Origin of the sequence: Streptomyces natalensis ATCC 27448, from assembly GCF_000935125.1 — a bacterium.
GTDB classification, from domain to species: domain Bacteria; phylum Actinomycetota; class Actinomycetes; order Streptomycetales; family Streptomycetaceae; genus Streptomyces; species Streptomyces natalensis.
Window position 1 is genome coordinate 316211 of record NZ_JRKI01000061.1, and the last position, 21968, is coordinate 338178.

The 21968-nt window shown below is 70.9% G+C and carries 15 protein-coding genes; 9 read left to right on the forward strand and 6 right to left on the reverse strand.

Features of this window, described 5'->3' with window-relative positions:
• Positions 1 to 8 precede the first annotated feature (8 nt).
• On the forward strand, positions 9 to 2447 hold the full coding sequence (gene glgB / locus SNA_RS32105; RefSeq protein ID WP_420823540.1) for a 1,4-alpha-glucan branching enzyme: 2439 nt from the start codon (positions 9 to 11) through the stop codon (positions 2445 to 2447).
• A gap of 424 nt (positions 2448 to 2871) precedes the next feature.
• Here glgB and SNA_RS32110 read toward each other — a convergent pair whose 3' ends face one another.
• The gene (locus SNA_RS32110) at positions 2872 to 4203 is read right to left on the reverse strand and encodes a cation:dicarboxylate symporter family transporter (RefSeq protein WP_420823532.1); all 1332 of its coding nucleotides are present in this window, start codon (positions 4201 to 4203) and stop codon (positions 2872 to 2874) included.
• Between the two features lie 177 nt (positions 4204 to 4380).
• Here SNA_RS32110 and SNA_RS32115 point away from each other — a divergent pair, with 177 nt between their 5' ends.
• From SNA_RS32115 to SNA_RS32135, 5 genes are all read left to right on the forward strand, one after another.
• A complete protein-coding gene (locus SNA_RS32115; protein WP_044367946.1) occupies positions 4381 to 6039 on the forward strand; it encodes a sensor histidine kinase in 1659 nt (552 codons plus the stop codon).
• Positions 6036 to 6716, forward strand: a complete 681-nt coding sequence (locus SNA_RS32120; protein ID WP_044367948.1) for a response regulator — start codon at positions 6036 to 6038, stop codon at positions 6714 to 6716. Before SNA_RS32115 ends, SNA_RS32120 begins: the two co-directional genes overlap by 4 nt.
• Before the next feature lie 256 nt (positions 6717 to 6972).
• Positions 6973 to 7599 (forward strand): helix-turn-helix domain-containing protein, encoded by a 627-nt coding sequence (locus SNA_RS32125; protein WP_107070891.1) that lies wholly within the window; start codon positions 6973 to 6975, stop codon positions 7597 to 7599.
• A 267-nt stretch (positions 7600 to 7866) separates the two neighbouring features.
• Positions 7867 to 8673: an ABC transporter ATP-binding protein gene (locus tag SNA_RS32130; protein WP_044367949.1), complete on the forward strand. Its 807-nt coding sequence runs from the start codon at positions 7867 to 7869 to the stop codon at positions 8671 to 8673.
• Positions 8674 to 8771: 98 nt separating this feature from the next.
• Entirely contained in the window at positions 8772 to 11336 is a 2565-nt protein-coding gene (locus SNA_RS32135; protein WP_044367950.1) for an ABC transporter permease, read from the forward strand.
• A gap of 80 nt (positions 11337 to 11416) precedes the next feature.
• Here the strand turns inward: SNA_RS32135 and SNA_RS32140 are convergent, their stop codons facing one another.
• The gene (locus SNA_RS32140) at positions 11417 to 12442 is read right to left on the reverse strand and encodes an ATP-dependent 6-phosphofructokinase (RefSeq protein ID WP_044367951.1); all 1026 of its coding nucleotides are present in this window, start codon (positions 12440 to 12442) and stop codon (positions 11417 to 11419) included.
• A gap of 247 nt (positions 12443 to 12689) precedes the next feature.
• Here SNA_RS32140 and pta point away from each other — a divergent pair, with 247 nt between their 5' ends.
• The 3 genes from pta (at position 12690) to pyk (ending at position 17516) form a co-directional block, all read left to right on the forward strand.
• A complete protein-coding gene (pta, locus tag SNA_RS32145; RefSeq protein WP_030068062.1) occupies positions 12690 to 14786 on the forward strand; it encodes a phosphate acetyltransferase in 2097 nt (698 codons plus the stop codon).
• 29 nt (positions 14787 to 14815) lie between these two features.
• Complete coding sequence (locus SNA_RS32150) at positions 14816 to 16027, forward strand: acetate kinase (RefSeq protein WP_044367952.1); 1212 nt, start codon at positions 14816 to 14818, stop codon at positions 16025 to 16027.
• 61 nt (positions 16028 to 16088) lie between these two features.
• Positions 16089 to 17516, forward strand: a complete 1428-nt coding sequence (gene pyk, locus SNA_RS32155) for a pyruvate kinase (protein ID WP_030068065.1) — start codon at positions 16089 to 16091, stop codon at positions 17514 to 17516.
• A 99-nt stretch (positions 17517 to 17615) separates the two neighbouring features.
• On the opposite strand, the gene SNA_RS32160 is transcribed toward pyk, so the two are convergent.
• The 4 genes from SNA_RS32160 to SNA_RS32175 all read right to left on the reverse strand — a co-directional run bounded on the left by SNA_RS32160 (position 17616) and on the right by SNA_RS32175 (position 21826).
• A complete protein-coding gene (locus tag SNA_RS32160) occupies positions 17616 to 18830 on the reverse strand; it encodes a hypothetical protein (RefSeq protein WP_030068066.1) in 1215 nt (404 codons plus the stop codon).
• 85 nt (positions 18831 to 18915) lie between these two features.
• Positions 18916 to 19485, reverse strand: a complete 570-nt coding sequence (locus SNA_RS32165; RefSeq protein ID WP_030068067.1) for a DUF6114 domain-containing protein — start codon at positions 19483 to 19485, stop codon at positions 18916 to 18918.
• Between the two features lie 132 nt (positions 19486 to 19617).
• The gene (locus SNA_RS32170) at positions 19618 to 20235 is read right to left on the reverse strand and encodes a DUF6230 family protein (protein WP_030068068.1); all 618 of its coding nucleotides are present in this window, start codon (positions 20233 to 20235) and stop codon (positions 19618 to 19620) included.
• Positions 20236 to 20860: 625 nt separating this feature from the next.
• Positions 20861 to 21826: a tetratricopeptide repeat protein gene (locus tag SNA_RS32175; RefSeq protein WP_044367953.1), complete on the reverse strand. Its 966-nt coding sequence runs from the start codon at positions 21824 to 21826 to the stop codon at positions 20861 to 20863.
• Between the last annotated feature and the right edge of the window lie 142 nt (positions 21827 to 21968).

Here is a 21968-nt window from a genome sequence, read left to right on the forward strand (position 1 = left end):
CCGACGTCCTGCCCCGCCCCGAGGAGGCACCCTCCGTGACCGCCCGCCCGTCGCCCACCACCCCGGCCGGAATCGCTCCGCGATACACCTCCTCGTCACCCGCCGCCGCTCCGGACACCAACGCCTCGCGCGGCGCCTCCGGGTCACCGCCGTCCCGGCGTACCGCCCCCGACCCGGCGGCCGCCGCACCGGCCCGTAACGCCCGGCAGTCCGCCGCCTCCCGCACCGGCGATGGGAAGGCCGCGACCCGCGGGGTACGGGCCGCCGCCCCGCTCGGCGACGAGGACCGGGGCCGGCTGCTGGACGGCGCCCATCACGATCCGCATGCGCTGCTCGGCGCGCATCCGGTGCGCGGCGGGGTCCTCGTACGGGCGCTGCGGCCGTACGCCCGCAGCGTCACGGTCCTGGCGAAGGGACTGCGCGCCGGGCTGCACCCCGAGGGCGACGGGCTGTTCGCGGGGGTGCTGCCGCTGCGCACGATTCCCGAGTACGAGCTGCTGGTCGACTACGACGACGCCACGGTGACCGTCAAGGACCCCTACCGCTTCCTCCCCGCGCTCGGCGAACTCGATCTGCATCTGTTCGCCGAGGGCCGGCACGAGCAGCTGTGGCGGGCGCTCGGTGCGCGGACCATGGACCACCAGGGGGTGACCGGGACGCGCTTTGGCGTCTGGGCGCCGCATGCCCGGGGCGTGCGGGTCGTCGGCGGTTTCAACTTCTGGGACGGCACCGCCCATCCGATGCGTTCGCTGGGGTCGTCGGGGATCTGGGAGCTGTTCGTCCCGGGCGTCGGCGAGGGCGAGCTGTACAAGTTCGAGATCACCCGGCCCGACGGCTCGAAGACCGTCCGCGCGGACCCGATGGCCCGGCGCACGGAGTGCCCGCCGGCCACCGCCTCGGTGGTGGAGGAGTCGCACCACCGGTGGAAGGACGCCGACTGGATGGCGCGGCGCGGCGAGCGGCCCGTCCACCAGGCGCCGTTCTCCGTCTACGAGGTCCACCTGGCCTCCTGGCGCCCCGGCCTCACCTACCGCCAGCTGGCCGAGCAACTTCCTTCCTACATCAAGGACCTGGGCTTCACCCATGTGGAGTTCATGCCGGTCGCCGAGCACCCCTTCGGCGGTTCGTGGGGCTATCAGGTCACCGGCTTCTACGCGCCCACCGCCCGGATGGGCACCCCGGACGACTTCCGTCACCTCGTCGACGCGCTGCACCGGGCCGGTATCGGCGTGCTGATGGACTGGGTGCCGGCCCACTTCCCGCGGGACGACTGGGCGCTGGCGCAGTTCGACGGCCGCCCCCTCTACGAGCCCGAGGACCCGGCGCGGGCCGCGCACCCGGACTGGGGCACCCTGGAGTTCGACTACGGCCGTGCCGAGGTCCGCAACTTCCTGGTGGCCAACGCCGTCTACTGGTGCGAGGAGTTCCACATCGACGGCCTGCGCGTGGACGCCGTCGCGTCCATGCTCTACCTCGACTACTCGCGCGAGGACGGCGACTGGACCCCGAACGTCCACGGCGGCCGGGAGAACCTCGATGCCGTCGCCTTCCTCCAGGAGATGAACGCCACGGTCTACCGCCGCTGCCCCGGCGTCGTGACCATCGCCGAGGAGTCCACCGCCTGGGACGGCGTCACCCGCGCCACCCACCATGTGGGGCCGGGCGGCTTCGGCGGGCTGGGCTTCGGGCTGAAGTGGAACATGGGCTGGATGCACGACTCCCTGGTCTACGTCTCCAAGGAGCCGGTGCACCGCAAGTACCACCACGGCGAGATGACCTTCTCCATGATCTACGCCTATTCCGAGAACTATGTGCTGCCGATCTCCCACGACGAGGTCGTGCACGGCAAGCGCGCACTGGTCTCGAAGATGCCCGGCGACTGGTGGCAGCAGCGCGCGACCCACCGTGCCTACCTCGCCTACATGTGGGCCCATCCCGGCAAGCAACTCCTCTTCATGGGCCAGGAGTTCGCCCAGGGCGCCGAGTGGGCGGAGAGCCATGGCCCGGACTGGTGGCTGCTGGACCCGTCGTACGGGGCGGAGGCGGACCACCGGGGCGTGCGCGATCTGGTCCGCGATCTCAACCACACCTATGCGGGGGCGCCGGCGCTGTGGGAGCGCGATACCGATCCGGCCGGTTTCGCCTGGATCGACGGCGGCGCCGCGGAGGACAACGTCTTCTCGTTCGTCCGCCACGCGGCCGATGGGACCCCGCTGGTCTCGGTCACCAACTTCTCCCCGGTCGTCCGTCACTCCTACCGCCTCGGCGTTCCCGGGGGTGTGTCCGCGTGGCGCGAGGCCCTCAATACGGATGCGGTCCGTTATGGGGGTAGCGGGGTTGGCAACCCCGAGCCCCTTTCGCCGGAGCCGACGCCGTGGAACGGGCGGGAGGTGTCGGTGGCGGCGACACTGCCGCCGCTTGCCACGGTGTGGTTTCTCCCCACGTAGTCGGCCGTCCCGCCATCGCGGGTTTCTCCCCACGTTGTCGGCTTTCTCGCCGCGGGTGTTGTTCGCCGTTGCTCCCCCAGCTAACGCTGGGAGGTACCCCCAGCGGCGGGCGTGGTGTTTTCGGGTGCGGTGCCACGCCTCCGGACTTCGTCCTGCGGCGCGGCCCCTCCCGTGGGTGGGGGGAAGGGGCCGGTGGGGGCGGGCGTTGTGCGTCCACTGCCGTACGACTCGATGGACAAGCGGCACCCGACCGCCCACGGATCCCCCACTGGTTTTCTCCCACCCCCAACGGGGAGGGGCCGGGCCGCAGGACGAAGTCCGGAGGCCCGGTCCCGCTGCCGAACAGCCCCGCGCCAGCGGCAACGCCCGCCGCAGGCGCAACGGCGAAGAACCCCCACGGCGGGAAAGCCGACAACGTGCGGTATCAGCCAACAAACGGTCGGCGGCCGCCCAGCACGTCGGCCACCCGGCCGCGATCGATCTCCCGGGTCCAGGTCCCCACCAGGACCGTGGCGACCGCATTGCCGGCGAAATTCGTCAGCGCCCGGGCCTCGCTCATGAAGCGGTCGATGCCGACGATGAGGCCGACGCCGTCGACGAGTTCGGGCCGGTGGGACTGGAGGCCGCCGGCCAGTGTGGCCAGGCCCGCGCCGGTGACGCCGGCCGCGCCCTTGGACGCGATGATCATGAAGACGAGGAGGGAGAGCTGCTGGCCGAGGCTCAGCGGCTTGTCCATCGCGTCGGCGACGAACAGCGAGGCCATCGTCAGATAGATGGCGGTGCCGTCGAGGTTGAAGGAGTAGCCGGTGGGGACGGTGATGCCGACCACCGAGCGGCTCACGCCCAGGTGTTCCATCTTCGCGATCAGCCGCGGCAGCGCCGACTCGGAGGACGAGGTGGACAGGATGAGCAGGAACTCCCGGCCCAGATAGCGAAGCAGGGCGAAGATGTTCACCCCGGCGACGAGGCGCAGCAGCGTGCCGAGGACCACGATCACGAACAGCAGACAGGTGAGGTAGAAGCCGGCCATGAGGAGCGCGAGATCCTTGAGCGCGCCCAGCCCGGTTTCGCCGACCACCGCCGCCATCGCCCCGAACGCCCCTACCGGAGCCGCCCACATGATCATGGCGAGCACCCGGAAGACCAGCTTCTGAAGGTGCCCGACGCCGCGCAGCACCGGCTCGCCCGCGGTGCCCAGCGCCTGGAGGGCGAAGCCGACCAGCAGCGCCACCAGCAGCGTCTGGAGCACCTCGCCCTGGGTGAAGGCGGAGACCAGCGTGGTGGGGATCATGCCCATCAGGAAGCCGGAGAGCGATTCGGCGCTGCCGGTGGTCTGCGCCTGGCCCGCATGCCGTACGGCCTCGGTCAGATGCAGGCCCGAACCGGGTTCCAGCACATTTCCGACGACCAGCCCGATGGCCAGCGCGACGGTGGACATCACCATGAAGTAGGCCAGCGCCAGCCCGCCGACGGCGCCGACCTTGGCAGCCTTACGGACCGAGCCGACGCCCAGCACGATGGTGCAGAAGATGACGGGCGAGATCATCATCTTGATGAGGTTCACGAACCCGGCGCCGAGCGGTTTGAGCTGGACGGCGACACCGGGGGCGGCGAAGCCCACGACGATGCCGAGCAGCACGGCGCCGATCACGGCGAGATAGAGATAGTGGGTCCGGTCCCGCTTCTTCGGTGCCGGTTCCGCGGCGGGCGCGGTCTCCTCGGCGATGTCCCCGGACGGCGGGGTCTGTGCAGCCACGGCTGCCTCCTCGGGTAACGGTCGTGCGCTGATCTGCGGCTCCGGTGCACGACGGGCTCCGGCGACTATGCACGGCGCTGTGGCGCCCGTCACCCTTACGTGCATTTCGTTCACGGGAACCACGAAGGAAAGTGACCGCAGGGCCGGTTCCCGGGGAGAGCGTGCAGACTGTTGTCCATGCCCCTCCCCCGTCCCCGGCCGTCCCGGCGGCCGCGCGGCCCGCGCAGTCTGGCCGGGCAGCTCTTCGCCATGCAGGTGGTGCTGATGGCGGCGGTGGTGGCCGGCTGCGCGCTGTTCGCGTATCTGAGCGCGCAGCGGCAGGCGGAGGCGGCCGCGCGGCAGAAGACGACCGCCGTGGTGAGTGCCGTCGCCGATTCCCCGGCGGTGGTGGCGGCGGCCCGTACGAAGGATCCGACGGCCGCGCTCCAGCCGTACGCCGAGCGGGTGCGGCGCGCCGCGGGCGTCGACTTCGTGGTGGTGATGGCGCCGGACAAGACCCGCTGGACGCATCCGGACCCGTCGGCGATCGGCAGGAAGTACCTGGGGCACATCGGGCCCGCCCTGCGCGGCCGGATCGTTCCCGAGACGTATCAGGGGACGCTGGGGCCGTCGGTACGGGTGGTCGCGCCGGTGCGCGATCCGCGGCGGGGCGGGCGGATCATCGCGCTGGTCAGCGCCGGGATCACCATCGAGACGATCAGCGCGCATCTGCGCGACCAGGTGCTGGCGGTCCTCGCGGTGGCGGCGGGTGCGCTGGCGCTGGGCGGGCTGGGGACGTATGTGGTCAATGCGCGGCTGCGGCGGCACACCCATGGGCTGGACGCGGCCGGGCTGAGCCGGATGTACGACTACCACCAGGCTGCGCTGCACGCCGTGCGCGAGGGGCTGTTGCTGCTCGACGGCGAGCGCCGGGTCGCCCTGATCAATGACGGCGGGCGGGAGTTGCTGGGGCTGTCGGGTGATGCGGTGGGCCGGCCGGTGACGGAGCTGGGGCTGCCGGATCCGCTGACCGGGGCGCTGCTGGCGGGCGGTCCGCGGGTGGACGAACTGCATCTGACGGCCGAGCGGGTGCTGGTCGTCAACTCCTCCCCGGTCTCGGACGGAGAGCGCCGGGGCAGTGTGGTGACCCTGCGCGATCACACCGAACTCCAGGCGCTGTCCGGGGAGTTGGACTCGGTACGGGGTTTCGCCGAGGCGCTGCGTTCGCAGGCGCACGAGGCGGCCAACCGGCTGCACACCGTCGTCTCGCTGATCGAACTGGGCCGGGCGGAGGAGGCGGTGGACTTCGCGACCGCCGAACTGGAGCTGGCGCAGGCGCTGACCGACCAGGTCGTCGGCGCGGTCGCCGAGCCGGTGCTGGCCGCGCTGCTGCTCGGCAAGGCGGCGCAGGCCCATGAGCGGGGCGTGGAGCTGATTCTGACGCCGGACAGCCGGATCGACGACGGGCTGCTGCCGCCCGGGCTGCCCGCCCGCGATCTGGTGACGGTACTGGGCAATCTGATCGACAACGCCCTCGATGCGGCCGCCCCGCCGATACCCGCCGCGGCCGTACGGGTCACCGCCCGGGCGGACGGCGGCGCACTGCTGCTGTGCGTCGCGGACAACGGCCCCGGGGTGGCCGACGACGCCATGGAGGAGATCTTCCGGCGCGGCTGGTCCACCAAGGCCGGTCCGGGCCGCGGTCTGGGGCTGGCCCTGGTGGACCAGGCCGTGCGCCGTCACCGCGGCACGCTCACCGTGGACCGGGCACCGGAGGGCGGCGCGCGGTTCACCGTACGGCTGCCGCTGCACGCCGCGTCCCCGGGCGGGCCGGCCGCGGATGGAGGCGTGCGGTGAGCGCCCCCGTCATCCGGGTCCTGGTCGTCGAGGACGATCCGGTCGCGGCCGCCGCCCACGCCCTGTACGTCGGCCGGGTGCCCGGCTTCGCCGTCTCGGGCACCGTGCACTCCATGGGCGACGCCCGCCGCCACCTCGACCAGCACCCCGTCGATCTGCTGCTGCTCGATCTGTACCTGCCCGACGGCCACGGGCTCCAGCTGGTACGGACCCTGCGCGCGGCCGGGCACGGCGCGGACATCATCGCCGTCACCTCGGCCCGTGATCTGGCGAGGGTGCGCGAGGGCGTCTCGCTGGGCGTGGTGCAGTACGTGCTGAAGCCCTTCACCTTCGCCACCTTGCGCGACCGGCTCACCCGTTACGCGGCGTTCCGCGCCACCGCGGGCGAGGCCGGCGGGCAGGACGAGGTGGACCGGGCGATCGCCGCGCTGCGCGCCCCGTGGCCGGCCGCGCCGCCCAAGGGGCTGACCGCCGCCACGCTGACGGCGGTGACCGATGCGCTGCGGGCCGCGCAGGGCGGGCTGACGGCGGCGCAGACGGCCGCCGGCGTGGGGATCTCCCGGATCACCGCCCGCCGCTATCTGGAACACCTCGTGGAGACCGGCCGGGCCGCCCGCGCCCCCCAGTACGGCCAGGTGGGCCGTCCGGAGCTGCGCTATCGCTGGTCGGGACACTGACCGGCGGTGCGACCTGCCCGCGGGCCTAGCGGTGTGCCATACCGTCCGTACGGTCCGTACCGTACGGACGGTATGGGTGGACAACTCATGGGTTCGTTCCTCCGTATGAATCTACGAGTTAACACCTTGTTCATCTGCCCAATAGGTGCGAAAGCCCCTGCTCACCTACCGTGGCCCGGTGAACACGCACGTCGGGGACGCCCGCAGGCCCCCTTTCAACGCCGAGGCCGCCCGCCGGCTGCGCGAGGCCCTCGGTATGACGCCCGCCCATGTCGCGTACGGCATGGCGGCCGCCTACGGGCTGCGGATCGCGCCCGCCGCGGTGGCGTCATGGGAGCTGGGCGAGACCACGCCCACGGCCGAGGAACTGACCGCGCTGGCGGGCGCGCTGTGGTGCGCGCCCGGCGAGCTGCTGAGCGCACCGCGCACCCTGCGCGAATACCGGCTGGCGCTCGGGATCGCGGTGGAGGATCTGGCGCTGCGCCTCGGGATGAACCGGCGGGCCTACGAGCAGCTGGAGAACGGCGGGAAGTGGACCGGGAACGACCGGCAGGCGGCGGCGCTGGGCGAGGCACTGCGGCTGCCGGCGCCCGCGCTGGTGCGGTTCACCGGGCAGGACGGCGCCCTGACCGACATGCTGACCAGTGCGGTCACCACGCGGTGGCAGGCGTATGTGCGGCCGATCGGCAAGCTCGCGGCGCTGCCCAAGGAGCGCGTCCAGGACGTGCTGCAAGAGCTGCACGAGGACTATCAGGCGGGCATGACCGGGACGCTGAACTGGGGCGGCGGGGGCGGCGCGGACGAGTCCGGCAAGGCCGGGCGGGCCTTCCTCGACGGGATCCTGGACGCCTTCTGGGAGCGGGTCGACCGGCAGGGGGCCTGAAGCTGCCAGGGGTTCCGGGGCGGTCGGGGGTTCCGGGGCGGTCGGGGTCCCGGGGCGGTCGGCGGGGGTCCGCGGACCCTGACCCGGTCCGTCGGCCGGAGGTCGGAGACGGGTCCACCCACGGTATGACGTGGGGGTGCGGTGTGGCACTCCAGGCCGGTGCGGCATTCGGTCCCTCGGGTTGACGACCGGGCTGACCTGCGGATTCGAGAATAGGGACATCGAGATTCGACCGTCCCCCGTCCCGCATAGTCTTCAGGAGTCCCCGTGTCCCATGCGGCCGCCGCCTACCCCGGATTTTCCGGTTCGTCCGCTACCCCCGACCGCGCCGCCGCGGCCGTCGCCGCCCGCGCCACGGATCTGACCAAGGTCTACGGCGAGGGCGAGACCCGCGTGGTCGCGCTGGACTCGGTCTCCGTCGAGTTCGGCCGGGCCCGCTTCACCGCGATCATGGGCCCGTCCGGCTCGGGCAAGTCCACGCTGATGCACTGCATGGCGGGGCTGGACGGCATCTCCGCCGGTTCCGCCCGGATCGGAGACGTCGAGCTCGCCTCGCTCAGCGAGCGGCAGCTGACCCGGCTGCGCCGGGACAAGATCGGCTTCATCTTCCAGGCGTTCAACCTGCTGCCCACCCTGACCGCGCTGGAGAACATCACCCTGCCGATGGACATCGCGGGCCGTAAGCCGGACCGCGAGTGGGTCAGCCGCGTCATCGAGACGGTGGGCCTGTCCGAGCGGCTGGCGCACCGGCCGGCGCAGCTGTCGGGCGGTCAGCAGCAGCGGGTGGCGGTGGCCCGGGCGCTGGCCGCCCAGCCGGAGATCATCTTCGCGGACGAGCCGACCGGCAATCTCGACTCCCGCTCCGGCGCCGAGGTGCTGGGCTTTCTGCGCGAGTCGGTACAGGCCATGCAGCAGACGGTGGTGATGGTCACCCATGACCCGGTCGCCGCGAGCTTCGCGGACCGGGTGGTCTTCCTCGCCGACGGCCGGATAGTCGAGGAGCTCTACGAGCCCACCGCCGACGCCGTCCTGGACCGGATGCGGCTGTTCGACGCCAAGGGCCGTACGAGCTGAGGCGGCGCAAGGCCGCCCCACGCACCGGCTGCACCCGGCCTCCCCGCACCCGGGCCCCTCACCTCAGGGCTCCTTCACCTCAGGACTGACACACCACCATGCTGCGAACCGCCTTGCGCAACGTCCTTGCGCACAAAGCCCGTTTGATGATGACCGCGCTCGCGGTCCTGCTCGGCGTCGCCTTCGTCGCCGGCACCCTGATCTTCAGCGACACCGTCGGCGAGGCGGTCAAGAACGCCTCCGCCAAGAACCTCAAGGATGTCGCCGTCTCCGTCCAGGCGACCAACGACGACCCCGAAGCACCCGACGCCGGCAAGGCGGACAAGGACGGCAAGCGAGCCACCGCCCTCGACGACCGGCTGGCGGACCGGATCCGGGCGCTGCCCGGCGTGGCCTCCGTACGGTCCGATGTCACCGGCAAGGCGACCCTCGCGGGCACGAACGGCCAACCCGTCGGCAACGGCTGGCAGAACCGCGCCGTCAACTACCAGCCGGGCAAGGACGGCAAGGACAGCCGCTATCCGCTGGCGGCGGGGCGCGGCCCGGCCAACGGCAAGGAGATGGCACTGGCCGAGAGCACGGCCAAGGCCGCCGGGTACCGCATCGGGGACACCGTGCGGTTCGCCACGGATGGGCCGGTGCTGACGAAGAAGCTGGTCGGGACGGTGGCGACGGACGATCCGCAGGTCACCGCGGGCGGCAGTCTGGCGCTGTTCGACACCGCCACCGCGCAGCGGCTGTATCTGCACCCGGGGCAGTTCGACGAGCTGGTGGTGAGTGCCACCCCCGGCACCGACCAGCAGGCGCTGACCGCCAAGGTCCGCGAGCTGCTGCCCAAGGGCCGCGCCCTGGCGACCAGCGGCAGTGAACTGGCCGCCGAGCAGGCCAAGATGATCGCCCAGCAGAACAGCGCGCTGAGCAAGACCCTGCTGACCTTCGCCGGGATCGCCCTGTTCGTCGGGGTGTTCATCATCGCCAACGCCTTCACGATGCTGATATCGCAGCGCAGCCGCGAGATCGCGCTGCTGCGCGCGGTGGGCGCCGCGCGCCGGCAGGTCGTCCGCTCGGTGCTGGCCGAGGCGGCGCTGCTGGGCCTGATCTCCTCGGTCATCGGGTTCGCGCTGGGCGCGGGCATCGCGGTGGGGCTGCGCGCGGTGCTGGACGCCAACGGCGCGGGCTTCCCGGACGGACCGGTCGTCATCAGCCCGTCCACGGTGCTGGCCGCGCTGGCCGTGGGGGTGGTGGTGACCGTCCTGGCCGCCTGGCTGCCGTCCCGCAAGGCCGCCAGGATCGCCCCGGTGGAGGCGCTGAGCAGCGTTGAGGCGCCGCCCGCACCGCGGAGTCTGGTGGTGCGCAACGCGATCGGCGCGGTGGTCACCGGCGCCGGTGTGGCCGTCATGCTGTATGTCTCGACCCTGAAGTCCGGCGACGATCTGCCGATCGCCATGGCGGGCTCGATGCTGACGCTGACCGGCGTGATCATTCTGGCGCCGCTGCTGTCCCGGCCGGTGGTCTCGCTGGCGGGGCTGGTCACCACCCGGCTGTTCGGCATCGGCGGCAAGCTGGCCAAGGAGAACGCGCTGCGCAATCCGCGCCGTACGGCCGCCACCGCCTCCGCGCTGATGATCGGCCTCACCATGATCACCGGAATGACGGTCGTGGGGCACTCCGCACAGGTGGCCATGGACAAGATGGCGGCCAACGGCCTCACCGCCGACTACAAGATCGAGACCTCGACCTTCACCGGACTGGACCCCGAACTGTCCAAGAAGGTGGCGAAGATACCGGGCGTCGAGGCGGCGGTCCCGTTCCGCGGGACGGGCATCGGCAGCGGCGGCGGCTTCGGGTATCTGCGCGGCACCGATGTCCCGCAGCTCGGCAAGGTCGCCCAACTCACCTTCACCCACGGCTCGTTGGACGCCGTCCGGGGCGACAGCATCGCCGTCTCGCAGACCTGGGCCAAGCAGCGCGGCTGGCATGCCGGTGAGGTGATACCTGCCGAGTTCACCGACAAGAAGAAGGCGAAGCTGAAGATAGCCGCGGTCTACGCGGACAACGAGACGCTGGGCGATGCCTTCGCCGATATGTCCCTGGTCGCCCCGCACGCGGAACGTGCCAAGGACGAGACGCTGCTGGTCAAGGCCGCCGGCGGCGGATCCGAGGCAGTGGCCGGGGAGATCCGGCACGCCCTGGGCGACAGCCCGCTGCTGAAGATCCAGAGCCGTGACGATCTGCGCAAGGAGGCCGCGGGGCAGATCGACACCGTGGTGAACATGGTCTACGGGCTGCTGGGCATGGCCGTCGTCATCGCGGTGGTCGGCGTGGTCAACACCCTGGCGATGTCGGTGTTCGAGCGGACCCGGGAGATCGGCATGCTGCGCGCCATCGGGCTGGCGCGCAGCGGCATCAAGCAGATGGTCCGGCTGGAGTCGGTGGTCATCTCGCTGTTCGGCGCGGTGCTCGGGATGGGCCTGGGCGTCTTCCTGGCCTGGGCGGGCGGCAGCCTGGTCGGCTCGTCCTTCCCGACGTACGCGATGGTCCTGCCCTGGGGCCGGCTCGGCCTGTTCCTGCTGATCGCGCTGGTCGTGGGCGTTCTGGCCGCGCTGTGGCCGGCCCGCCGCGCCGCCCGGCTGAACATGCTCCAGGCCATCGGCGCGCAGTAGCGGGCCCGTAGAAGAACGGGAGGCGGCGCGCCCAACGGCGCGCCGCCTCCCGGCTGTTGACGGATGGTATTGACGGGCGGTCAGAAGACCGACTCGGCCTCGTCCATACGGTTCGCGGGGACGGTCTTGAGCTCGGTGACGGCCTCCGCGAGCGGCACCATCGTGATGTCCGTACCGCGCAGGGCGGTCATCTTGCCGAAGTCCCCGCGGTGGGCGGCCTCGACGGCGTGCCAGCCGAAGCGGGTGGCCAGGACGCGGTCGTAGGCGGTGGGGGGGCCGCCGCGCTGCACATGGCCGAGGATGACCGGGCGGGCCTCCTTGCCCAGCCGCCGCTCCAGCTCATGGGCGAGGGCGGTGCCGATGCCGGAGAACCGCTCGTGGCCGTACTGGTCGATGGCACCCTTCTTGTAGTCCATGGTGCCGGGGGCCGGGTGGGCGCCCTCGGCGACGCAGATCACGGCGAACTTCTTGCCGCGGGCGAAGCGCTCCTCGACCATCTCGACCAGATCGCTGACGTCGAACTCCCGCTCCGGCAGGCAGATGCCGTGGGCGCCGCCGGCCATCCCGGACTCCAGCGCGATCCAGCCCGCGTGCCGGCCCATGACCTCCACGACCATGACCCGCTGATGCGATTCCGCGGTGGTCTTGAGGCGGTCGATCGCCTCGGTCGCCACGCCCACGGCGGTGTCGAAGCCGAAGGTGCGGTCGGTGGAGGAGATGTCGTTGTCGATGGTCTTGGGGACACCGACGACGGGCAGCCCGGCGTCCGAGAGCATCCGGGCGGCGGTGAGGGTGCCCTCGCCGCCGATGGGGATCAGGACGTCGATGCCGTAGTCCTTGGAGTGGTCCTTGGCGTCCTCGCAGGCCTCGCGCAGCCGGGCGCGTTCGAGCCGGGAGGAGCCGAGGATGGTGCCGCCGCGGGCGAGGATGCCGCTGACCGCCTCCAGGTCGAGCTTGCGGAAGCGGCCGTCGAGCAGTCCGGCGAAGCCGTCCTCGAAACCGATGACCTCATCGCCGTGGCCGGTCAGGGCCCGGTGGACAACAGACCGGATCACAGCATTCAGTCCGGGGCAGTCGCCGCCTGCGGTGAGGACTCCGATACGCATCGTGCTGTGTCTCCTGTGCTCGCGGTGGGTTCTTGTGAGCCGGTCCGATTGTTTCACGGTCGCACCGTGCCCGTGCTCACCCCGCGTCCCACCCTGCCGTCCTGGGTACCGGCCCCCTCGGGGACACTAGGAGAGCGACCTATCCCTCTGCGCAGGTATTGTCAAGAGGGGCAAGCCCACCATAACGGGTAATTTGACCTTGTGAGCCACACAATGGCTCGAACAATGCGACGGACGGAGAGCACGCGTGACGCGCAGCGTGTACGTGACCGGGATCGACCGCGGCGACGGCCGCCAGGTCATCGAGCTGGGGGTCATGGAACTGCTGACCCGCCATGTCGACCGGGTGGGCGTCTTCCGCCCGCTGGTCCACGACGACGGACCCGACCGGCTCTTCGATCTGCTGCGGTCGCGCTACCGGCTCTCGCAGTCCCCCGACACCGTATACGGCATCGGTTACACCGAGGCCGCCACGCTCCAGGCCGAGCGCGGCGACGACGAGCTGGTCTCCCGGCTGGTCAACCGCTTCCACGCGGTGGCGAAGGAATACGAGTACGTCCTGGTCCTCGGCTCGGACTTCGCCGACACCAACCTCCCGGCCGAGCTGGCGCTCAACGCCCGTCTCGCCAATGAATTCGGCGCCGCGGTGCTGCCGGTGGTCGGCGGCCAGGGCCAGGACGCGGAGTCCGTACGGGCCGAGGTCCGCAACGCCTACCGCGCCTACCACTCGCTGGGCTGCGACGTCGTCGCCATGGTCGCCAACCGGGTGGCCCCCGAACTGCGCACCGCCGTCGTCGAGCGGCTCGCCGCCCGGCTGCCCGTGCCCTGTTACGCGCTGCCCGAGGACGGTTCGCTCTCGGCGCCGACCGTCCGCCAGATCGTGCACACCCTGGGCGCCGAGGTGCTGCTCGGCGACGACTCCGGGCTCGCCCGCGACGCCCGGGACTTCGTCTTCGGCGGCGCCATGCTGCCGACGTTCCTCAAGGCGCTGACCCCCGGCTGCCTGGTGATCACCCCCGGGGACCGGGCCGACCTGGTCATCGGCTCGCTGGCCGCGCACAGCGCCGGCGCCCCGCCGATCGCCGGTGTGGTGCTCACCCTCGACGAGCGGCCCGGCCCCGACATCATGGCGCTGGCCGAACGGCTCGCCCCGGGCACCCCGGTCGTGTCCGTACCGGGCGGGTCCTTCCCGACCGCCGGCGAGCTGTTCGCCATCGAGGGCAAGCTCAACGCCGCCTCGCCGCGCAAGGCGGAGACCGCGCTGGGCCTGTTCGAGCGGCATGTGGACACCGCCGAGCTGACGAACCGTATCTCCGTCGCCCGTTCCGGCCGGGTCACCCCGATGATGTTCGAGCACGAGCTGATCGAACGCTCCCGCTCCGGCCGCCGCCGGGTCGTGCTGCCCGAGGGCGGCGAGGAGCGGGTGCTGCGCGCCGCCGATGTGCTGCTGCGCCGCGATGTCTGCGATCTGACCCTCCTGGGCGAGGAGGAGGCGATCCGCAAGCGCGCCGCCGATCTGGCCATCGACCTGGCCGGCGCCCAGATCATCGACCCGCAGACCTCCGAGCTGCGCGAGCGGTTCGCCGAGCTGTATGCGCAGCTGCGCGCCCACAAGGGCGTCTCCTTCGAGCTGGCCCACGACGTGGTCGCGGACGTCTCGTACTTCGGGACGCTGATGGTGCAGGAGGGGCTGGCCGACGGCATGGTGTCCGGTGCCGTGCACTCCACCGCCGCCACCATCCGCCCCGCCTTCGAGATCATCAAGACGAAGCCGGGCGCGCAGATCGTGTCGTCGGTCTTCTTCATGTGCCTGGCCGACCGGGTCCTGGTCTACGGCGACTGCGCGGTCAACCCGGACCCGGACGCCGAGCAGCTGGCGGACATCGCCATCCAGTCGGCGACCACCGCGGCGCAGTTCGGCGTCGAGCCGCGGATCGCGATGCTGTCGTACTCCACCGGCACCTCCGGCTCCGGCGCCGATGTCGACAAGGTCCGCAAGGCCACCGAGATCGTCCGTGAGCGGCGCCCGGATCTGCTGGTCGAGGGGCCGATCCAGTACGACGCGGCGGTGGACGCCGCGGTCGCCGAGACCAAGCTGCCCGGCTCCGACGTCGCCGGCAAGGCCACCGTGCTGATCTTCCCGGACCTCAACACCGGCAACAACACCTACAAGGCCGTCCAGCGCTCGGCCGGAGCGGTCGCCGTCGGCCCCGTCCTCCAAGGTCTGCGCAAGCCCGTCAACGACCTCTCGCGCGGTGCGCTGGTGCAGGACATCGTGACCACCGTCGCCATCACGGCCATCCAGGCGCAGGGCGCGCAGCCCGGCGCCGGACAGACCGCCTGAACTCGTCACCTCTCACCGGAAAGCCGTACATGTCTGCCACTGCCACCCGTGTCCTCGTCCTCAACTCCGGCTCCTCGTCGGTGAAGTACCAGCTGCTCGACATGACCGACGGCGCACGTCTCGCCGTCGGCCTGGTGGAGCGGATCGGGGAGGAGACCTCGCGCCTGGCGCACACCCCGCTGGCCACCGGCGGCGAGCGGCGCGAGACCGAGGGCCCGATAGCCGACCACACGGCCGCTCTCAAGGCCGTCGCGAAGGAGCTGGCCGCCGACGGGCTGGGGCTGGACTCGCCCGAGCTGGCGGCGATCGGGCACCGGGTGGTGCACGGCGGGCTGAAGTTCACCGAGCCGACCGTCATCGACGACGCGGTCCTCAAGGAGATCGAGCGGCTGATACCGGTCGCCCCGCTGCACAACCCGGCCAACATCACCGGCATCCGGACCGCCCAGGCGCTGCGCCCGGACCTGCCGCAGGTCGCGGTCTTCGACACCGCCTTCCACACCACGATGCCGGAGTACGCGGCCCGCTACGCCATCGACGTGGCCACCGCCGACGCCCACCGCATCCGCCGCTACGGCTTCCACGGCACCTCGCACGCCTATGTGTCCCGCAAGACGGCCGAGCTGCTGGGCAAGGCGCCGGAGGAGGTCAATGTGATCGTGCTGCACCTGGGCAACGGCGCCTCCGCGTCGGCCGTCCGCGGCGGCCGCTGCGTGGACACCTCCATGGGCCTGACGCCGCTGGAGGGCCTGGTCATGGGCACCCGCTCCGGCGACATCGACCCGGCCGTCACCTTCCACCTCAAGCGGGTGGCGGGGATGGACGAGGACGAGGTCGACACCCTGCTCAACAAGAAGAGCGGGCTGATCGGGCTGTGCGGCGACAACGACATGCGCGAGATCCGCCGCCGGATCGACGAGGGCGACGAGCGCGCGCAGCTGGCCTTCGACATCTACATCCACCGGCTGAAGAAGTACATCGGCGCCTACAGCGCGGTGCTCGGCCGGGTCGACGCGGTGGCCTTCACCGCGGGCGTCGGCGAGAACGCCGCCCCGGTGCGCGAGGCCGCCATCGCCGGCCTGGAGGAGATGGGCATGGCGGTGGACGCCTCGCTGAACGCGCTGCGGTCCGGCGAGCCCCGGCTGATCTCGCCCGACTACGCCCGGGTCGCGGTCGCCGTCGTCCCCACCGACGAGGAACTGGAGATCGCCCAGCAGACATACGCCCTGGTCAACGCCTAGACGTTGGTGTTTCCACCTACCGGAATATTCCGCTCAGAAACAAACCGATAGGATCCAAGCCATGCGCCGTTCCAAAATCGTCTGCACCCTGGGCCCCGCCGTCGACTCCTTCGAGCAGCTGAAGACGCTGATCGAGGCCGGTATGAATGTGGCCCGTTTCAATATGAGCCACGGGACCCACTCGGAGCACGAGGAGCGGTACCACCGCCTCCGCAAGGCTCAGGAGGAGACCGGCCGCGCCATCGGCGTGCTGGCCGACCTCCAGGGCCCCAAGATCCGTCTGGAGACCTTCGCCGAGGGCCCGGTGGAGCTGGTACGCGGTGACGAGTTCGTCATCACCACCGAGGACGTGCCCGGCGACAAGACCATCTGCGGCACGACCTACAAAGGCCTGCCCGGCGATGTCTCCAAGGGCGACCCGGTCCTGATCAACGACGGCAACGTCGCCCTCCAGGTCGTCGAGGTCGACGGCCCGCGGGTGCGCACCATCGTCATCGAGGGCGGGGTCATCTCCGACCACAAGGGCATCAACCTGCCGGGCGCCGCGGTGAACGTCCCCGCGCTGTCCGAGAAGGACATCGAGGACCTCAAGTTCGCGCTGCGCATGGGCTGCGACATGGTCGCGCTGTCCTTCGTCCGCGATGCGAAGGACGTCCAGGACGTGCACCGCGTCATGGACGAGGTCGGCCGCCGCGTCCCGGTCATCGCCAAGGTGGAGAAGCCGCAGGCGGTGGCCAACATGCAGGACGTCGTGATGGCCTTCGACGCGGTCATGGTGGCGCGTGGTGACCTGGCGGTGGAGTATCCGCTGGAGAAGGTCCCGATGGTGCAGAAGCGCCTGGTGGAGATGTGCCGGCGCAATGCCAAGCCGGTGATCGTGGCGACCCAGATGATGGAGTCGATGATCACCAACTCCCGGCCGACCCGCGCCGAGGCGTCCGACGTCGCCAACGCCATCCTCGACGGCGCGGACGCGGTCATGCTCTCCGCGGAGTCGTCGGTGGGCCAGTACCCGATCGAGACCGTCAAGACGATGTCGAAGATCGTCGAGGCGGCCGAGGAGGAGCTGCTGTCCAAGGGCCTCCAGCCGCTGGTGCCGGGCAAGAAGCCGCGTACCCAGGGCGGCGCGGTGGCCCGTGCGGCCTGCGAGATGGCCGACTTCCTCAACGGCAAGGCGCTGGTGGCCTTCACCCAGTCCGGCGACACCGCCCGCCGGCTGTCCCGCTACCGGGCCGCGCAGCCGATCCTGGCCTTCACCACGGAGGTCGCCACCCGTAACCAGCTGGCGCTCAGCTGGGGCGTGGACCCCTTCGTCGTGCCGTACGTGGACAACACCGACGCGATGGTCGACCTGGTGGACGCCGAGCTGCTCAAGCTCCAGCGCTACAGCGAGGGCGACACCATGCTGATCACCGCCGGTTCGCCCCCCGGCGTTCCCGGCACCACCAACATGGTGCGGGTGCACCACCTGGGCGGCGGCCGCGCCTGAGGCTCCCCCCGGCATGCGGAAGGCCCCGTTCCTCCTCGGAGGAACGGGGCCTTCCTTGTGCGGCTCCCGGAGGGGCTCGGGGGTTTCAGTCCCTGATGGTCACGAGTCCTTGATGGACACGTTCATACCGGGGACGTGGAGATTGCCGCCGAACTGGCCCGCCTGGTCGAGCTTCACCTTGGTGAAATAGGCGTACGAGACATTGAGCGGCGGCGGGTGCTCCGGATCGAAGACGATCGGGATCAGCCCGAACAGATTGCCCTGGAGCCGCTCGGTGTACATCGTCACCTTGCCGCCGCGGATCGTGGAGGTGGACCCGGGCGTCGACTGGACGTGGTACTTCTTGCCGGTCGCCTTGTCGTCCACGATCTGGTGCAGGTCGCCGATGTCGATGCTGTCGGCGGTGAACTTCAGCACCTGCTTGGTGTGGCCGTTCTGCGTGGTGACGTTGACGACACCCTCGTAGTTCAGACCGCGCAGGGTGAGCCCGCTGGACTCCAGGTGCCAGGGCTCGTCGGGCAGGGTGACGGGCGTCTGCTCGTCCTTGCCCTTCTGCTTGTTCTCGACGACGCAGGGGTAGGACTGCTTGCCGCTGGCGTCCTTGCCGTCGAGCCCGCCGCCGGGCAGGGCGTTGTCCGCCGTGCCGACGGCACCGTGGACGGTGTCGTTGGCCGCCTTCGACGGGTCCTGGACGGCTCTGGTGGCGCCGTCCTTGAGGCCGTTGACCGTCTCCGAGAGCTGGTTGGTCCCGGATCCGGAGTCCTTGGACGAGGACGAGGTGTCCGCGGACGAGGTGTCCTTGGACGCGGACGGCGAAGGGCTCGGCGAGGCCGTCTTGGCCGCCGACGGGCTCGGCGACGACGACGGCTGACTGCTGGAGGAGTCGTCGGACGACTTCCCGCCGAAGAGACCGCCGAGCGCATCGCCGATGCCGCCGAGCAGACCGCCGTCGTCCTTCGTGTCCGAGGAGGCCGACGGCGACGGGGTCGCGGAGCCGGAGGGCTCATCGGTCTTCTGGGACGCGGACGGCGCGGGTGCGGGCGTGCTGCCCGCGTCCTTGCCGGCCGAGGGCGACGGCGAGGGCTTGGCGGACGGCTTCGCGGACGGCTGGGTGGCGTCCTTCTTCGGCTGGTCCTTCGTGTCCTGCTTGGCCTTGGTGTCCCCGCCCGCCTTGTCCGGGGCGGTGACGCACGGGCCGTCCTTGAACGGGCTCTTGGGCGCAGTCTTGGCAATCGCCATCTGGGGCGTGAGCCCCATGCCCATGAGCACGGCGGACGGCATGGCGGCGATGGCGATTGCCTTGCCCGCGGGCATGTGGAGCCGAGTCAGCAGCGGCTTCCTCGGCGCAGCGTGCCGCGGCCCGGTTCTCTGCCCGGCGGCTGCGTTCTCGTGCAGCTCATCACCCGGCACGGTGCCTCCCGTTCAATCCGTCGTTCGGGCTCGTTCCTGACAGGTCGCCCAGTCCGAAGCCCAACCCGGACCCGCCACCGGTAGCCGGCGCGGGATTGGTGGCGACCACCGGCCCGGCGATCACCTTGCGGTCCTGCTCGCCGTCATCACCCTCCGCAAGCGGCTTGCCCGGCGCCCAGGCGACCGCCAGCGCACCGCCGATCAGCCCCAGGAGCAGACCGACCACGAAGCCGCCGAAGTTCGAGACGACGAAGGAGACGAGGGAGAGCAGGATCGCCGCCACACCCGCGAACACCCGCGAAACGGGCTGGAACCACATGGTCAGACCGAGCACGACGAGCAGTACGCCGATGATCAGCGAGCCGGCGCCGGCGGTGGTGGCCATGCTGAGGGTCATCCCGCCGAGCGAGAGGTGCGCGTAGGGGAAGTACATGATCGGGACGCCGGCGAGCAGCGTCAGCATGCCGCCCCAGAACGGGCGGCGGCCGCGCCACTCCCCGAACGAACGGCGCTTCTGGCCGATGGACTCGATCAGCCGGGGTCGCGTGTCGGCGCTCATGATGTACAGCTCCTCGGGACTGGCAAATCGGTGGTACTGAGCTGGAGTGCCGCTCTGCGCACGGGGCATACGGGCACGGGGCACGGCGAAATACCGCCGCACAGCTCGCCCCGCGCCCGCACGCTCAGTGCGTCAGTAGCACTCGTTCTTGCCCTGGCTGACGCTCATCTTGAGGCCGCTGAGCTTGAACGTGCCGGCCGTGGTGGCCCAGGCGCGCTGCTTGACGTGGGTCAGCGTGGCCGAGTCGGCTTCCTGGGCGAACGAGCCGGGGTCGGCCTTGTCGCCCTTGTGCATGCCCGGGCCCTTGGACGTCGAGCCCGCAGCAACACCGATGTTGATGTTGTTGAAGGTCGCGTCCGCGCTGAGCTGATCCAGGTCGATGTAGAGGTTCTTGGCCTCCACCGGCGTGCTGCCGCCACCGGCCTGGAGCTTCATCGAGACATCGCCGAAGACCGGAACCGGCACCACGACGGACTGGCACAGGTTGTGGATCTTGGCGTTCGAGAACCCCGAGACCGCAACCGGGACGTTCTTGCCGCCCTTCTGCGTGTCAACGGCTCCGTACTGAACGAACCCGGTGCCGTCCAGGCGGTCGGTAGCGACCTTGAACTGCTGGCCGGAAACGCTGAACGACGCCGCGAGCGCACCCTGCGAGAGGGCGACACCTATCGCGGCCGTCGCGGCAACGCTCGGCACCATGACGACGGCGAACCGCTTCCATCTGGTCCCGCCACGAGCCAGGGACTCCATGACTTTCCTCCTTCTCGGACGTACATCTCCGGTACCCGCCCTCTCAGTTGAGAGCAGCCGCACCTGGGATGGGAGAAGTGCTACGTCCTCGGGAAGGAGAGCGCCTGTCCTCGGAGGCGCTTCGCGTTCCGATTACCGGCGATCACCCCCGAGCGACAACCACTGGCCACGCTCACGCGCAACCGCACTGGACAGGCCCTGCCGGGTGGGGCAGAGACCCCCCTGTCCACGGCCGGCGCTCACCGTCGCCGACCACTCGGTGGGGACCCAAGTACCCCGCGGCGCCAACCGGATGCCGGGCTGCGGGAAGGGACCGAGCGTGGCCGATCGTCGTGCATTCGGAGCCGCCGCACAAGGGGCTCGTTACTTGCGGGTAACGGACCGATAAACTAGCCGCGACCCGCTGATACCGAACGGCCACACACCGTCGTACTGACCGTGACGGGACATCGGGCATTTGCGGGCACATCACCGCGAAGCCGGTGGCCTGGCTTACTCCAAGTAACAGCGCCTACGATTACCAAGATTTGGTAAAGCGTAGGCGCCATTCCGTTTGCCGAGACACCTCGTGGGAGGTGTGTGGAGGTCGTACGGGGCGGAATAACCCGTAGCCCTCGAAGAGGTGTCAGAACAGTACGCGGGCCAGTGCCGTACGCGCCGCGGTGACCCTCGGGTCCTCCGCGCCGATCACCTCGAAAAGCTCCAGCAGCCGCACCCGCGCGGCCTCCCGGTCCTCGCCCGCGGTCCGCCGGACCGTGTCGACCAGCCGCCCGAAGGCGTCCTCGACATGCCCGCCGACCAGGTCGAGATCGGCGGCGCGGATCTGCGCCGCCACATCGGCCGGGGCGTCGGCGGCTTCCTTGCGCACCGCCTGCGGGTCCAGGTCCTGCACCCGGCGCAGCAGCTCGGCCTGTGCCAGACCCAGCTTCGCCTCCGGGTTGGCCGGGTCGTCGGACAGGACGTTCTTGTACGCCTGGATCGCGCCGCCCAGATCACCGGCGTCCAGCGCCGTACCCGCCGCCTCCAGCAGCGCGTCGTAGGGGCCGGCCGGCTTGGGCTGCTCGGCCGGCTGCTCGTCCGCGGCCGAGGCGTCCACCGGGGCGCCCACGATGCCGAACTGCTGCTCGGCGGCCTGGACCAGCTGGTCGAGCACCTGGCGGATCTGCGCCTCCGGGGCCGCGCCCTGGAACAGCGGGATGGGCTGGCCGGCGACCACCGCGAAGACGGCCGGGATGCCCTGCACCCCGAACTGCTGGAAGAGCATCTGGTTGGCGTCGACGTCGATCTTGGCCAGCACGAACTTGCCGGCGTACTCGGTGGCGAGGCGCTCCAGCAGCGGACCCAGCTGCTTGCACGGCTCGCACCACTCGGCCCAGAAGTCGATGACGACCGGAACCTCGGTGGAGCGCTGGAGGACGTCCTGCTGGAACCCCGCCTCGTCGACGTCGAACACCAGCTGGGCCCCGCCCGCGGGCGCGCCCGTGCGGGCCGCCTCGGCGCGTGCCTGTTCGGCCTTCTGCTTCGCTTCCCCGGCCGACTTCACCGCTGCGAGGTCGACGACTCCACTCATGGACATGTTGCGTGGCTGCATGGGTCCATCCTCCCCCCTGGGCGCCTTGTTCCGAAAAGCGATCCGGAAAGCGGTCCGGAATGCCTGCACCCTGCGTACGCCCCGCCGGCTTGCCGACGTACGCCCGGGCCGTACCCGGAGCCGGTCCCGAGGAGAACCGGCG

What these genes read in the sequence shown, in the direction of transcription:
- SNA_RS32115 (WP_044367946.1), top strand. Translation starts at nt 4,381, where the DNA reads ATGCCCCTCCCCCGTCCCCGGCCGTCCCGGCGGCCGCGCGGCCCGCGC.
- SNA_RS32125 (WP_107070891.1), top strand. Translation starts at nt 6,973, where the DNA reads ATGACGCCCGCCCATGTCGCGTACGGCATGGCGGCCGCCTACGGGCTG.
- SNA_RS32135 (WP_044367950.1), top strand. Translation starts at nt 8,772, where the DNA reads ATGCTGCGAACCGCCTTGCGCAACGTCCTTGCGCACAAAGCCCGTTTG.
- SNA_RS32140 (WP_044367951.1), bottom strand. Translation starts at nt 12,442, where the DNA reads ATGCGTATCGGAGTCCTCACCGCAGGCGGCGACTGCCCCGGACTGAAT.
- SNA_RS32150 (WP_044367952.1), top strand. Translation starts at nt 14,816, where the DNA reads ATGTCTGCCACTGCCACCCGTGTCCTCGTCCTCAACTCCGGCTCCTCG.
- pyk (WP_030068065.1), top strand. Translation starts at nt 16,089, where the DNA reads ATGCGCCGTTCCAAAATCGTCTGCACCCTGGGCCCCGCCGTCGACTCC.
- SNA_RS32160 (WP_030068066.1), bottom strand. Translation starts at nt 18,830, where the DNA reads ATGCCCGCGGGCAAGGCAATCGCCATCGCCGCCATGCCGTCCGCCGTG.
- SNA_RS32165 (WP_030068067.1), bottom strand. Translation starts at nt 19,485, where the DNA reads ATGAGCGCCGACACGCGACCCCGGCTGATCGAGTCCATCGGCCAGAAG.
- SNA_RS32170 (WP_030068068.1), bottom strand. Translation starts at nt 20,235, where the DNA reads ATGGAGTCCCTGGCTCGTGGCGGGACCAGATGGAAGCGGTTCGCCGTC.
- SNA_RS32175 (WP_044367953.1), bottom strand. Translation starts at nt 21,826, where the DNA reads ATGCAGCCACGCAACATGTCCATGAGTGGAGTCGTCGACCTCGCAGCG.